The 13,175-nt window shown below is 74.1% G+C and carries 10 protein-coding genes; 1 reads left to right on the forward strand and 9 read right to left on the reverse strand.

Annotated elements, in window-relative coordinates:
- Positions 1-17: 17 nt before the first annotated feature.
- From LG395_RS05525 to LG395_RS05565, 9 genes are all read right to left on the reverse strand, one after another.
- A complete protein-coding gene (locus LG395_RS05525) occupies positions 18-1,505 on the reverse strand; it encodes a DUF2252 domain-containing protein (protein ID WP_263982135.1) in 1,488 nt (495 codons plus the stop codon).
- Between the two features lie 91 nt (positions 1,506-1,596).
- A complete protein-coding gene (locus LG395_RS05530; RefSeq protein WP_225808644.1) occupies positions 1,597-3,030 on the reverse strand; it encodes an FAD-dependent monooxygenase in 1,434 nt (477 codons plus the stop codon).
- Between the two features lie 17 nt (positions 3,031-3,047).
- Positions 3,048-4,088, reverse strand: coding sequence for a methyltransferase (locus LG395_RS05535; protein ID WP_225808645.1), 1,041 nt, complete (start codon positions 4,086-4,088; stop codon positions 3,048-3,050).
- Positions 4,078-5,025 carry an NAD-dependent epimerase/dehydratase family protein gene (locus LG395_RS05540; RefSeq protein WP_171154604.1) on the reverse strand — a complete coding sequence of 316 codons (948 nt, stop codon included), beginning with the start codon at positions 5,023-5,025 and terminating at the stop codon, positions 4,078-4,080. The genes LG395_RS05535 and LG395_RS05540 overlap by 11 nt, the downstream gene beginning before the upstream one ends.
- The gene (locus LG395_RS05545) at positions 5,019-7,874 is read right to left on the reverse strand and encodes an AMP-binding protein (RefSeq protein ID WP_372463206.1); all 2,856 of its coding nucleotides are present in this window, start codon (positions 7,872-7,874) and stop codon (positions 5,019-5,021) included. Before LG395_RS05545 ends, LG395_RS05540 begins: the two co-directional genes overlap by 7 nt.
- A 250-nt stretch (positions 7,875-8,124) precedes the next feature.
- Positions 8,125-8,523 (reverse strand): coenzyme B12-dependent isobutyryl CoA mutase small subunit, encoded by a 399-nt coding sequence (gene icmB, locus LG395_RS05550; protein ID WP_171154607.1) that lies wholly within the window; start codon positions 8,521-8,523, stop codon positions 8,125-8,127.
- A 29-nt stretch (positions 8,524-8,552) separates the two neighbouring features.
- Positions 8,553-10,130 carry an acyl-CoA mutase large subunit family protein gene (locus tag LG395_RS05555; protein WP_225808646.1) on the reverse strand — a complete coding sequence of 526 codons (1,578 nt, stop codon included), beginning with the start codon at positions 10,128-10,130 and terminating at the stop codon, positions 8,553-8,555.
- Positions 10,131-10,163: 33 nt separating this feature from the next.
- On the reverse strand, positions 10,164-11,177 hold the full coding sequence (locus LG395_RS05560; RefSeq protein ID WP_171154611.1) for a quinone oxidoreductase family protein: 1,014 nt from the start codon (positions 11,175-11,177) through the stop codon (positions 10,164-10,166).
- Positions 11,174-11,821, reverse strand: coding sequence for an MBL fold metallo-hydrolase (locus tag LG395_RS05565; RefSeq protein WP_225808647.1), 648 nt, complete (start codon positions 11,819-11,821; stop codon positions 11,174-11,176). Before LG395_RS05565 ends, LG395_RS05560 begins: the two co-directional genes overlap by 4 nt.
- 142 nt (positions 11,822-11,963) lie before the next feature.
- Between LG395_RS05565 and LG395_RS05570 the strand changes: the two genes are divergently transcribed.
- Entirely contained in the window at positions 11,964-12,890 is a 927-nt protein-coding gene (locus LG395_RS05570) for an NADP-dependent oxidoreductase (RefSeq protein ID WP_225808648.1), read from the forward strand.
- Positions 12,891-13,175: the final 285 nt, after the last annotated feature.

A 13,175-nucleotide genomic window follows, 5' to 3' on the forward strand; every position in this document is an offset into this window, starting at 1 on the left:
GTTGCCCGCAACCGCCCTCAGCCCCCCAGCTCCGCCTCGATCCGGCCCGCCTTGATCCCCGCGACCAGTTCGCCGTGGTCCGCCTCCGTGCGGTCGGCGTAGGCGACGGCGAACGCGGCGATCGCCTCGTCCAGCTCCTCGTTCTTGCCGCAGTAGCCGGCGATCAGCCGCGGGTCGGCGCTGTGGGAGTGGGCGCGGGCCAGCAGGGCGCCGGTCATGCGGCCGTAGTCGTCGATCTGGTCGGCGGCGAGCGCGGCCGGGTCGACGCTGCCCTTGCGGTTGCGGAACTGCCGCACCTGGTACGGGCGCCCCTCGACGGTGGTCCAGCCCAGCAGGATGTCGCTGACGATCTGCATCCGCTTCTGCCCGAGGACCACCCGGCGTCCCTCGTGCGGCACCGCGGGCGCCTCGAAACCGGCCGCGGCCAGGTGCGGGACGAGCGCGGAGGGGCGGGCCTCCTTCACCTGGAGGACCAGGGGCTCGCCGCGGTGGTCGAGGAGCAGGACGACGTAGGACCGGGTGCCGACACTGCCGGTGCCGACCACCCGGAAGGCGACGTCGTGCACGGCGTGCCGGGCGAGCAGCGGGTGGCGGTCCTCGCCGAGGGTGCCGACGTACGACTCCAGGGACGCGGCGACCGCGGCGGCCTCCGCGTCCGGTACGCGGCGCAGCACGGGCGGCGCGGGCACGAACCGGCGTCCGCCGTCCGGTGCCGGCTCGGTGGACTTCGCGGCGAACCGGCCGCTGGTGTTGGCCCGGGCCTTCTCCGAGACCCGCTGGAGGGTGCCGAGCAGGTCGTGGGCGTCGGTGTGGGAGACCAGCTCCTCGTCCGCGATGGCGTTCCAGGCGTCGAGCACGGGCAGCCTGGCGAGCAGCCGCATGGTGCGGCGGTAGGCGCCGGCCGCGTCCCGGGCCGCGGCGCGGCAGGTGTCCTCGTCGGCGCCCGCCTCGCGTCCGGCCAGCACCAGGGAGGCCGCGAGCCGCTTGAGATCCCACTCCCAGGGCCCGTGCACGGTCTCGTCGAAGTCGTTGAGGTCGATCACGAGGCCGCCGCGGGCGTCGCCGTACAGCCCGAAGTTCGCCGCGTGGGCGTCGCCGCAGATCTGGGTGCCGATCCCGGTGGTGGGGGTGCGGGCGAGGTCGTACGCCATGAGTCCGGCGGAGCCGCGCAGGAAGGCGAAGGGGGTGGCCGCCATCCGGCCCACGCGCAGCGGGGTCAGCGCGGCGATGCGCCCGGCGTTGGACCCGGCCACCGCGCTCACCGCGTCGGGACGGGCGGCGTCCACCTCCAGCGTGCGGTGGGCGGAGCGCGGCACGCCCTCCCGGAGCGCCTTGCCCTCCTGCTTCGGCGAGCCCTGCGGCGGCCAGGCGGCGAACCCGCGCACCCTCGGCAGGCGGCGCGCGCCCCGGTCCACCACGTCCGTCACTCCCCCATCGGTTCCGGTCACCGCGACCGCCTCCCCCGCACGACCCGCCCGCCTTCGCACAGGCGACGGTACGAACATCGACTCGGCAGACCGTACCGCCGGTGGCCGGAACACGTCAGACCCTGGGTCCGCTTCGAGGCGGGGGCCGCCGCGCGGACGGGGCCGGTGGTCAGGGCGCCGCGACCGGCCAGCGGTCCAGGGCCGTGCGCAGCGCGGCGCCGGTGGGGTCGTCGGCCGCCCAGGCGATGTGCGCGTCCGGGCGCACCAGCAGGGTGGTGCGCAACGAACCGGCGGGCGCGGCCAGCCGCAGCCACGGCGTCTCCGGGACCGGACGGCCGTGGGTGACCAGCACGAACGTGCCGCCGCGCAGCACCTCGTACAGCCGCCGGCCGCCGGCGAGCCGCAGGTCGGGCACGCGGCGGCCGGTGAGCGGGTGGCTGCCGCGCGGGGCCGGGTAGGCGATGCCGATGCCGGAGAGCAGGCGCTCGCCCAGCGCGGTGACCGAGCTGAAACGGGAGACCACGGGCAGCGCGGTGTCGCGCAGCCGGCGTGCCGGACCGCTGCGGGGAGCGTTCAGCACCCCCCGCGTGATCGCCCCGGAGACCCGCAGGGCCTGCCTGCCGACCGGGTGACGCTCCCGCTCGTAGGAGTCGAGCAACGGCTGCCCGGCCCGTCCCCGCACCACGGCGGCCAGCTTCCAGCCCAGGTTGGCGGCGTCCTGGAGGCCCGTGTTCATGCCCATGCCGCCGGCCGGCGAGTGCACGTGGGCGGCGTCGCCCGCCAGCAGCACGCGTCCCTGGCGGTAGCGCACGGCCTGGCGTTCGTCGCTGTGGAAGCGTGAGATCCAGCGAGGGTCGTGCATGCCGTAGTCGGAGCCGAGCACCCGGCGCAGCAGGACGGCCAGCTCCTCGGCCGCCACGGGCGCGTCGTCGGGCCGCTCGTCCCCGGCGATCCGGCCGATCGCCCGGTACCAGCCGTCGCCGAAGGGCACCAGGGAGGCGAAGCCGTACGCGTTGGAGTTGGTGGTCACCGCGTCGGCCGGCACTTCCTTGAGCCGGACGTCGGCCAGCATCACCGAACGCACCACCGACCGGCCGGGAAAGCCGATCCCGGTCAGCCGCCGCACCGTACTGCGCACCCCGTCGCAGCCGACCGCGTACGCGGCCTCGTGGACGCCGGCGCCGGCCGTCTCCACCTCGACGCGGTCCGGCCGCTGCCGCAGCGCCACGACGTCCGCGCCGCGCACGATGCGCACTCCCGCGGCCAGCGCGCGCCGCTCCAGCAGCGCCTCGACGTGGTACTGCGGGGTGATCAGCACGAAGGGGTAGCGGGTGCGCAGCCGGTGCAGGTGCAGTTCGAGCTTGCCGAACACGCCGACCACCGGAGCCGTCCGGCCGAGGCCGACCAGTTCGTCGGCGAGGCCGCGGGCGTCCAGCACCTCCAGGGTCCGGGCGTGCACCGCGAAGGAGCGGGTCATGTGGGCGTCGGCGTCCGCGCGCCGTTCCAGCAGGGTGACCCGTACCCCGGCCGTGGCCAGGTCCCCGGCCAGCAGCAGGCCCGTCGGCCCGGCTCCCACCACCACGACGTCGGCGGCCACTGTCATGGCCGGGTTCCCTGCGCTCACCGCGCCGGCCGCGCGGGCGTCGTGGCCACGATCATGTGCTGGTACGAGTCGACCGGCCGCACGTCCGTGACGACGAGGCCCGCGCGCTCCACGAGGGAGAGCAGCCCCCGCCGGGTGTGCTTGCGGCCGCCCACGGTGAGCAGCATCCGCAGGTCCATGGCGGTGCTGAACCTCTGGCCCGGACCGTCGTCGACGAGGTTCTCGACGATGATCACCCGGGCGCCGCCGCGGGCCGTCGCGACCACGTTGCGGAGCACGACGACGGCGTCCTCGTCGTTCATTCCCAGGACGTTCTTGAAGACGTAGGCGTCGGCGTCGGCCGGGACCGTCTCCCGGCAGTCGCCGGCCACCAGGCGCGCCCGCTCGGCGAGCGCCCCGCCCTCGCGCAGCCGGGCGTCGGCTCCGGCCACCACGTCGGGCCGGTCGAACAGGATGCCCCGCACGCCGGGGTGGCGCTCCAGCAGGGAAGCCAGCAGGAAGCCCTGCCCGCCGCCGATGTCGGCCACCGTCCGGGCCCCGGACAGCGGCAGCACACCGGCGACCGCGGCGGCGGACTGCCTGCTCGCCTGGGTCATCGCCAGGTCGAACACCTCCGCCGACTGCGGCCAGGCGGCGTGCAGCTGGTCGAAGAACTCCCGGCCGTGCAGATCGACGAAGACGTCCTTGCCGGTGCGTACGGCCTCGTCGAGACGGCCCCACAGCTCCCAGGACCACGGCTCGGTCAGCCACAGCACGAGGTGGTGCACGCTGTCCGGGGTGCCGGTGCGCAGCAGCAGGGAGAGCCCGGTGTGGACGAACCGGCCGTCGGGGTCCTCGGCGAACACCTCGTGGCAGGTCAGCGAGCGCAGCAGGCGCCGCAGGGCGTCCGGGTCGGCGCCGATCGCGACGGCGAGCTCCTCCGCCGTGGCCGGGGTGTCGCCGAGGGCGTCGGCGACACCGAGTTTCGCGGCCGCGCGCACGGAGGCCGCGCAACCGGCGCTCAGCGCGCGCTCCAGCATGCCCAGCAGCTGCGGTTCGGTGGACGTGTCACTGGTCATGGGTCGGGACCTCTCTGTCGGGGCCGGCCTGCACGCTGCCGGGGAAGTGGGCTTCCAGGGCCCGGCGGACCCCTTCGCGCCAGGGCGTCCGGCAGTCGCCGGCGAGGCGCTCGCGCAGGGTGGGGTCGAAGGCGACGACCGCGCGGGTGACGTCGCTCTCCACGAAGTCCACCGGGACTCGGGTCAGGCGCGAGACGTGGGTCATCAGGTCGGTCACGCCGACGACCTCGTCGCCTCCCCAGTTCACGACGGTCGCGGGGGACTTCGCCGCGGCCCACAGCCGTGGCACGTGCCGGGCGATGTCGTCGGTGTGGATGGGCGAGCAGTGGTGCTGTCCCGCGCGGGGGACGGCGATCGGCTGCCCGGCGAGCATCTGCCGGAAGAAGATGACCGGCAGCCCGCCGTGTCCGTGGGGCCCGTAGGCCACGTTGAGCCGGGCGATGGTGGTGGGCAGGCCGAGTGTCACGGCGAGCGCGCGCACGGCGCCCTCGGTGGCCAGCTTGCCCACCGGATACGTCGGCAGCCACGCCGACTCGGCCCTCAGCGGATCGGACTCGGTGTACCGGTGGTCCAGGGAGACGGGCGCGTAGAGGGCGCTGGTGGAGACGAACAGGAAGGCGTCGGCGGCCCGGCAGTGGGTCATCAGGCGGCCGGTGGCGACGGAGTTGACCGCCACCACCTCCTCGAAGTCGCCGTCGCCGCGCTCGACGGCGGCGTGCAGCACATGCGTGAAGTCGTCCGGTACTCCGTCGAGCGCGTCCGTGGCCATGTCCCAGCGCCGGGTGCGTATCCCCCGCTCCCGCAGCCGCGCGTGCGCCTGCCGGTCCTGGAAACGGCCCAGGCACCACACCTCGTTGTCCGCGGCGAGCTTCTCGGCGGCGGTACGGGCCACCAGGCCGGTGGCCCCGGTGATCAGGATCTTCTTGCCGGTCAGCATGCGGACCGCTCCGCCGCTCCCCGCTCGTCACCCGGCGCGGGCGGCGGCCCGGACAGGGCCCGGTCCAGCTCGGCGCGCAGGACCGACTGGAAGACGGCCACGTGCCTCGGGCCCATGAGCGTGTAGTGCTCGCCGGGCACCTCCAGGTACCGGGGCGCCTCCCGGGTGAAGTCCGCCCAGCGGCTCAGCTCGTTGTCCAGCCAGTCCTGCTTGGTGCCGCGCAGCGGGACGGCGTAGAAGACGCTCATCCGGGCGACGCTGCCGCCGGGCCGGTAGCTGCGACCGAGGCCGGTCAGGCCGTCGGCGAGCCGTGCCCACGCGGTGAACCGCTCCAGGTCCAGGTCGAGTTCGGCGAGCCGGTCCGGGGGCGCGAGGGCCAGCAGCCGCCCGAGCTGCTCGGGCCGGCCGAGCGGGCGCAGCTCGCCGGGCAGGGTCCGCGCCTGCTGCGGTGTGATCAGCTCCAGGAACATCGCCAGGTTGACCGCCGTCTCGACGAAGTCGAGTTCGTCCATGCGGTACTTGATGTGCGGGGGCAGGTTGAAACTGCCGAGGAAGTCCACCCGCTCGCCGTCCGCCTCCAGCAGCTTGGCCACCTCGAAGGCCACCGCGGCACCGAAGGAGTACCCGGCGATCGCGTACGGGCCGTGCGGCTGCCGGGCGCGGATCGCGTCCGCGTAGGTGCGCGCCATCTCCTCGAAGCTCTCGAACGGCTCCTCGCCCGGGTTGAACCCGCGGGCCCGCAGGGCGTAGAAGGGCCGCTCGTGGACGAAGTACTTGGCCAGGTTGACGAAGACCAGCACCTCGCCGACCCCGGGGTGGACGCAGAAGAGCGGTGTTCCCTCACCGCTGGTCTGCAACGGGACGACCGGGTCGTACGGGACCGGCCGGGCGTCGTGAGCGGACTCGATCCGTGCGGCGAGTCCGCGGACGCTGGGTGAGGTGAGGATCGCCAGCACCGGCAGGTCGGCGCCGGGGAACCGCCGGGCGATCAGGCTGCGCAGGCGCAGGATGTCCAGCGAGGTCCCGCCGAGGTCGAAGAAGCCGGCCGTGGCGCTGATCGCGGACGGATCCGTCTCGAAGAGTTCGGCGTACAGCTCCGCGAGCGCCTCCTCCACCGGCCCGGCGGGGGCGACGTGACCACCGAGCTGCCGGGTCACCACCTCTTCGACCCGCGCCACGTGCCCGGCGAAGTCCCCGGCCTCCAGGCGGCGCCGCATCAGCGCGCGGGGTATCTTCCCCAGGCTCGTCTTCGGGAAGGCGTCCTTGGGCAGCGGCAGCAGCAGCGCCGGGCGGAACCCCCAGTGCAGGACGACGCTGTTCCTGATGGCGACGATCAGGCGGTGCAGGGCCGCCTCGTCCCCGGCCACCCGGTCGGTGACCGCGAACGCGACCGCGAGCTGCTCGGTGTCGCCGCCCCGGGGACGGGTCGGGAACGCGGCGACGAACGACCGCTCCACCCCCTCGAGTTCCTCGAGGACGGATTCGAGATCGTGGCTGTAGTAGTTGACGCCGTTGACGATGATGCTGTCCTTGCTCCGGCCCACCAGGGTCAGGCGCCCGTCGGCCAGCCGGCCGAGGTCGCCGGTCCGGAACCAGCCGTCGTCCGTGAACGCGGCCTGGGTCGCCTCCTTGTTGTTGTGGTAGCCGGTCGTGATCATCGGTCCGGCCAGCTGCACCTCCCCGACCTCGCCCTCGGCGAGCGGGGTGGTGCCGTCCTCGGCCGTGATCCTGATCCGCAGGCCGCTGACCGGCCGCCCGACCGCGGCGAACTCGGCTTCGAGGTCGGCGTCGGGGAAGTCGCGGTTGTAGATGCTGCCGGCGCAGGTCTCGGTCATGCCGAAGGCGGGCCACAGCGCCCCTCGGCGCAGGCCGTACGGGGCGAGCCGTTCGAGGAATCCGGTGCCCGTGGCCACCGGGTTCGCCTCCCCGCCGGAGACGATGTGCCGTACGCAGCCCAGATCGACCGGCAGGGGCGTCGGCAGCCGGTCGACGGCCTTGTTGATCAGGCCCAGCAGGAAGTTGGGGGTGAACGTCATCGTCACCCGGTGGGCGTCGATCAGCCGGAGGAAGTGCAGCGGGTCCGCCAGCACCGGCTCCGGGGACACGTGCACCTGGACGGCACCCACCGACAGCGGCAGCAGGTGGGCCTCGAGCAGCGCGGCGACGTGGTCGTACGAGATCCAGTTCAGGGTGACGTCGGCGGCGGTCAGCGACTGCGCCCGGGCCTTGGCGGCCATCGAGGCCAGCAGGTTGCCGTGGGTGAGCCGGACCGCCTTGGCGGCGCCGGTGGAGCCGGAGGTGAGCACCAGCAGTGCGACGTCGTCCGGCCCGGGGGTGGCGGGCGCGACGGTGTCCGGGTCGGTGCCGGCCGCGACCGCGGCCAGGTCCTCCAGCGTCGCCACGGCGAGGCCGTCGACCGCGGGGAGCTCTTCGCGCGTGCGCCGGTCCGTCACCACGAGCGGCCCCTCGAGCAGGGTGCCGGCGTGCGTCAGCTGGGCCGCCCAGCGCTGCGGGTCGTCACGGACCGGGACCAGCGGGCAGACGGTGAACCCGCCGAGCAGACACGCCCAGAAGGCGGGAAGGAAGTCCTCCGGCCGCTCCAGCAGCAGTGCCACGGTCCGCCCCGGGCGGGCTCCCGCCTGCCGCAGGGCGCCGGCCAGGCGCAGCGCGTCGTCGAGGAGTCGCGGGTAGGTGTGCAGCGCGGGGCGCGGCGACTGCTCCGCCAGGCCGTAGCGCAGGCCGTGCCCGGGGAACTCGGCCGCCGCGCGCACCAGCAGTCCGCCCAGGCCGGGGCTGTCTCCGCCGCGGGATGCGGCGGGGTGTCCCATCGATGTGCGGCCCTTCGTCATGAGCCTTTCTCCCCCTGTGAAGTCGCGTGGGATCGCGAGACGTCGCGTGGAAACCGCGTCGGGCGCGCCGTGAGGCGCGTGAGTGGCGAGTCCCGCGTGAGTGGTGAGTCGCTTGTGAGTGAACGAGTCGCGCGTGAAGGTGAGTCGCGCGTGAAGATGAGTCGCGTGAGTGGTGGGTAGCGTCGTGGACGGGGGACGCGTCGGGTCGCTCCGGGACGTGCCGGAGCCGTTCGGTGTGAGAGAGCCGGCGTCAGGACGGCCGGACGTGGGTGAGCACCCAGTCGGTGACCTCGCGGGTGGGCGTACCGGGCGTGAAGAGCGCGGCCACCCCCATCTCCCGCAGCGCGCCGGTGTCGGCGGCGGGGATGATGCCGCCGCCGAACACGGTGATGTCGGTGGCGTCAGCCTGCCGGAGCAGTGCGATGACCTCGGCGAAGAGGGTCATGTGGGCTCCGGAGAGGATGGACAGCCCGATGCCGTCGGCGTCCTCCTGGAGCGCGGTGTCGACGATCTGCCGGGGCGTCTGGTGCAGGCCCGTGTAGACGACCTCGACCCCGGCGTCGCGCAGGGCGCGGGCGATGACCTTGGCGCCACGGTCGTGGCCGTCGAGGCCGGGCTTGGCGATGACGACGCGCAAGGGCGCGGACATGAGGGTCTCCGTCTTCCTGTTCGGGTGGCTCACCACGTCTCGCCGGGGCTGTAGGTGCCCCAGACCTCGCGCAGGGCGTCGCAGACCTCCCCGATGGTCGCGCGGGCCTTGAGGGCGTCCTTGAGCGGGTAGAGCAGGTTGCCGTCGCCCCGGGCCGCCTCGCGCACCCCGGCCAGGGCCGCGTCCACGGCCCGCCGGTCGCGTTCGGCGCGGAGCACGGCCAGGCGTTCGGCCTGCCGGGCCTCGATCGCGGGGTCGACGCGGAGCGGCTCGTAGGGTTCCTCCTCCGCGAGCTGGAAGCGGTTGACGCCGACCACGACCCGTTCGCCGCTGTCGGTCTCCTGGGCGATGCGGTAGGCGTTGCGTTCGATCTCGGTCTTCTGGAAGCCGCGCTCGATCGCGCCGACCGCGCCGCCGAGGTCCTCGACCTTGCCCATCAGCTCCAGCGCGGCCGCCTCGACCTCGTCGGTCATCCGCTCGACGACGTACGAGCCGGCGAACGGGTCGACCGTCGCCGTGACGTCCGTCTCGTGGGCGAGGACCTGCTGCGTCCGCAGGGCCAGGCGCGCGCTCTTGTCCGTGGGCAGCGCGATCGCCTCGTCGAACGAGTTCGTGTGCAGCGACTGCGTGCCGCCGAGGACCGCCGCCAGCCCCTGCACCGCCACCCGGACCAGGTTCACCTCCGGCTGCTGCGCGGTCAGCTGCACCCCGGCCGTCTGGGTGTGGAAGCGCAGCATCAGCGACTTGGGGTTGCGCGCGCCGAACTCCTCCCTCATCACCCGCGCCCAGATCCGGCGCGCGGCACGGAACTTGGCGACCTCCTCCAGGATCGTCGTCCGCGCGACGAAGAAGAACGACAGCCGGGGCGCGAAGTCGTCCACGTCCATCCCCGCCGCCACGGCCGTGCGCACGTACTCGATGCCGTCGGCGAGGGTGAACGCGATCTCCTGGGCGGGGGAGGCGCCGGCCTCCGCCATGTGGTAGCCGGAGATCGAGATCGTGTTCCACCTGGGGATCTCGGCGATGCAGTACCGGAAGATGTCCGCCGTCAGCCGCAGGGAGGGCTTGGGCGGGAAGATGTACGTGCCCCGGGCGATGTACTCCTTGAGCACGTCGTTCTGGATCGTGCCCGTCAGCCTGTGCGCCGGGACGCCCTGCTCCTCCGCGACCAGTTGGTACAGCAGGAGCAGCAGGGCCGCCGGGGCGTTGATCGTCATCGAGGTGGAGACCTGGTCCAGCGGGATGCCGTCGAACAGCACCCGCATGTCCTCGATCGAGTCGACGGCCACGCCCACCTTGCCGACCTCGCCGTGCGCGAGGGGCGCGTCGGAGTCGTGGCCCATCTGGGTGGGCAGGTCGAAGGCGACCGACAGGCCCGTGGTGCCGTGGGCGATGAGCTGCCGGTAGCGGGCGTTGGACTCCACGGCCGTGCCGAAACCGGCGTACTGGCGCATCGTCCACGGCCGGCCGGTGTACATGGTCGGGTACACGCCCCGCGTGAAGGGGTACGCCCCCGGCTCACCCAGCTTGACCGCCGGGTCCCAGCCCGCCAGGGCCTCGGGCCCGTACACCGGCTCCACGGGCAGTCCCGACTCCGACTCGCGCATGCCTCCCCCTCGTTCGAATCCGGCGCCCGGTGCTCAGGCGCGGACGTCCAGCACGTACTTGCCGGTCGAGGCCCGCGTCTCCAGCAGCTCGTGGGCGTGGGCGACGTCCTTGAGCGGCAGCACGCGGACGTCCACGCGGACCGTTTTGGCGGCGACCTCCGCGAGCGCCCGCTCCAGGTGGGAGCGGAGCAGCCCCGGGGCGCGGCCGGCGACGCCGCCCAGGTTGTAGCCGACGAGCGAACTGTTGGTGTACCAGGGGTGGTTGCCCTCGAAGGTGACGTCCTCGGCCGCCGCGTTGCCGAAGATGACGTGCCGCCCGAACGCCGCGAGCAGGCCGGTCACGGACGACCGGAAGGCGCCGCCGACCGAGTCCAGGACCAGGTCGGCGCCCGCGCCGCCGGTCCGCTCGGCCACCTCGCGCTCGAGGTCCTCGTAGGAGACCACGCTGTCGTAGCCGAAGCCGCGCGCGTACTCGGCCTTGGCCGGGCTGCTGGTCACGCCGATGACCGTGCCCGCGCCCAGGGTCCGGGCCAGCTGGGCCGCGGCCGTGCCGACGCCGCCCGCCGCGGCGAGGACGACCACGCTCTCGCCCTCGGCGAGGTGGCCGGCGGAGGTGAGCACTCCGAGGGCGGTCGTGACGTTGCACAGGGCGCCCGCGGCCAAGGCGCCGTCCAGGCCGGCGAGCGGGCCGTCCAGCCGTACGGCGTGCTCCGCGCCGACGGCGACCACCTCGGCGTTGCCGCCACCGCCCAGGGTCAGGGCGGCCACGCGCTCGCCGGCCCGGAAGCCGGTGACGCCGTCGCCGACGGCACGGACCGTGCCGACCGCCTCCAGGCCCGGGTGGTGCGGCAGGCCGACCGGGAACTGGCCGCGCCGGAACATGACCTCGGCGAAGTTGACGCCCGCGTGCGTGACGTCGACGGTGATCTGTCCGGCTTCCGGCTCGGGCACCGGGACGTCGGCGACGGTCAGGACGGACGGGCCGCCGAAGGACTCGAAGCGTACGGCGCGCATGAGGCTCCCTGGGGTCTGCTGGGTGTTCGTCATCGGATTCCTGTCTGGCTGAGCGTGCCGGCGGGGCCGTGCCCGGTGAGCAGGCGCGTGCCGCCCGGACAGGTGGCGGCGACCGTGCGCAGCGAGGCCTCCAGGCTCGCCGGGCTGGCGCCGGGGGCGTCCGCGCGGCCCCTGCCGCCGGCCAGCAGGGTGTCGCCGGTGGCCAGGAGCGGGGCGTCGGTGTCGGCGTCGCCGAAGCGGAACATGACGGACCCACCGGTGTGGCCGGGTGTGTGCAGCACGGTGACCCGTGTGGCCGCGAAGTCCAGTTCGCCGCCGTCGGCCGGGAGCTCGGCGACCTGCTCCGGCTCCTGGTCGGGGTGGCCGACGAGCAGTTCGCGCGGGAAGGTGTCCGGCAGGCCCTTGGCGGGAGCGCCGAACTGGTAGCGGTCGGCGGGATGGATCCACGCCGGGATGCCGTAGCGCCGGGCGAGCGGCACGGCGTCCCAGGTGTGGTCCATGTGGCCGTGGGTGATCAGGATCGCTTCCGGTTCGAGCCGGTGGGCCCGTACGGTCTCGGCGACCGCGTCGGCGGCGTCGTGCCCCGGGTCGACGATGAGGCACGGAGCGCCGCGCCCGGGGGCGACGATGTGGACGTTGGTGCCGAACTTGCCGGTGGCGGCGGACAGAACGAGCATGCCGCGACTCTGTCTTAGCCTTCGGCCATATGTCAATTGGCGTTTGTGAAGCAGAACCCTGGCTCATCGCTGACCTATAGTGCGTGTCGGCACCGGTGCGCCCAGGCCCGGTGCGCGGTCGCGTCGTCAGGGGGTTCGTGGGATGAAGGCCATTGCCGTCCAGCGCTACGGAGGACCGGAGGTCCTCGAGCTGATGGACCTGCCGGAGCCGCGGCTCGGCCCGGACGTGGTGCTGGTCCGGGTGCGCTACGCCGGGGTCAACCCGGCCGACTGGAAGATCCGCGAGGGGTACATCGACGACTGGTTCGAGGCCCACTTCCCCATGGTCATGGGCTGCGACCTGTCCGGTGTGGTCGAGCGCGTCGGCCTGGGCGTCACCGAGTTCGCGCCCGGGGACGAGGTCGTGGGCTACGTACGCGCCGACCACATGCAGCGCGGTACCTACGGCGAACTCGTGGCCGCGCCGGTGCGCACCCTGGCGCGCCGTCCGCGCGCCCTGGACTGGCGGCAGTCCGCCGGTCTGCCGGCCGCCGGCCTCACCGCCTACCAGGCGCTGCGCCGCCATCTGCGGGTCGGCCCGGGGGACGTGCTGCTCGTCCACGCGGCGGCCGGCGGGGTCGGCTCCCTCGCGGTGCAGATCGGGCGGGCCCTCGGCGCGCGCGTCATCGGCACGGCGAGCGAGCGCAACCACGACTTCCTGCGCTCGCTCGGCGCCGAGCCGGTGACCTACGGCCCCGGTCTGGCGGACCGGGTGCGGGCGCTGGCCCCGCGGGGCGTGGACGCGGTGTTCGACCTGATGGGCGGTGACACCCTCCTCGGCTCCCCCGCGCTGCTGCGGCCCGGGGGCCGGCTCGCCTCGATCTCCGGCGACGTCACGGGACTCGGCGGGCGCTACGTCTTCGTCCGCCCCGACCCGGCCGACCTCGCCGCCCTGGTGGACCTCGCGGACCGCGGTGAGCTGACGGTGCACGTCAGCGCGGAGTTCCCGCTGGCGGAAGCGGCCCGGGCACACGAGCTGGTGGCGGGCGGCCACGTACGCGGAAAGGTCGTACTGGCGGTGACGCCGTAGTTCCGCGGGGCCGCAGGGCCGCGGGGCCGTAGTTCCGCAGGAAGGTGGCGTGGGGCCGTCGGGAGGGACCGGCGGCCGGGCGCGTCGGTGTGTCCGGAAAGGGCCGCCCCCCAGGGGGCGGCCCTTTTCGCGTGCCCGGACCTGCCCGCCACCCGTTCTCCAGTGATCCTCCAGCGACCGTCGAGCCGTCCCCCACGGAGTCGTCGGCCGGGCTCCCCGGCGCTCTCGGGCGGGCTTCCCGGCGCTCTCGGGCGGGCTTCCCGGCGCTCTCGGCCGAGCCCTCAG

It is taken from the genome of Streptomyces spinosus (assembly GCF_020400655.1).
Taxonomy (GTDB): Bacteria; Actinomycetota; Actinomycetes; order Streptomycetales; family Streptomycetaceae; genus Streptomyces; species Streptomyces argyrophylli.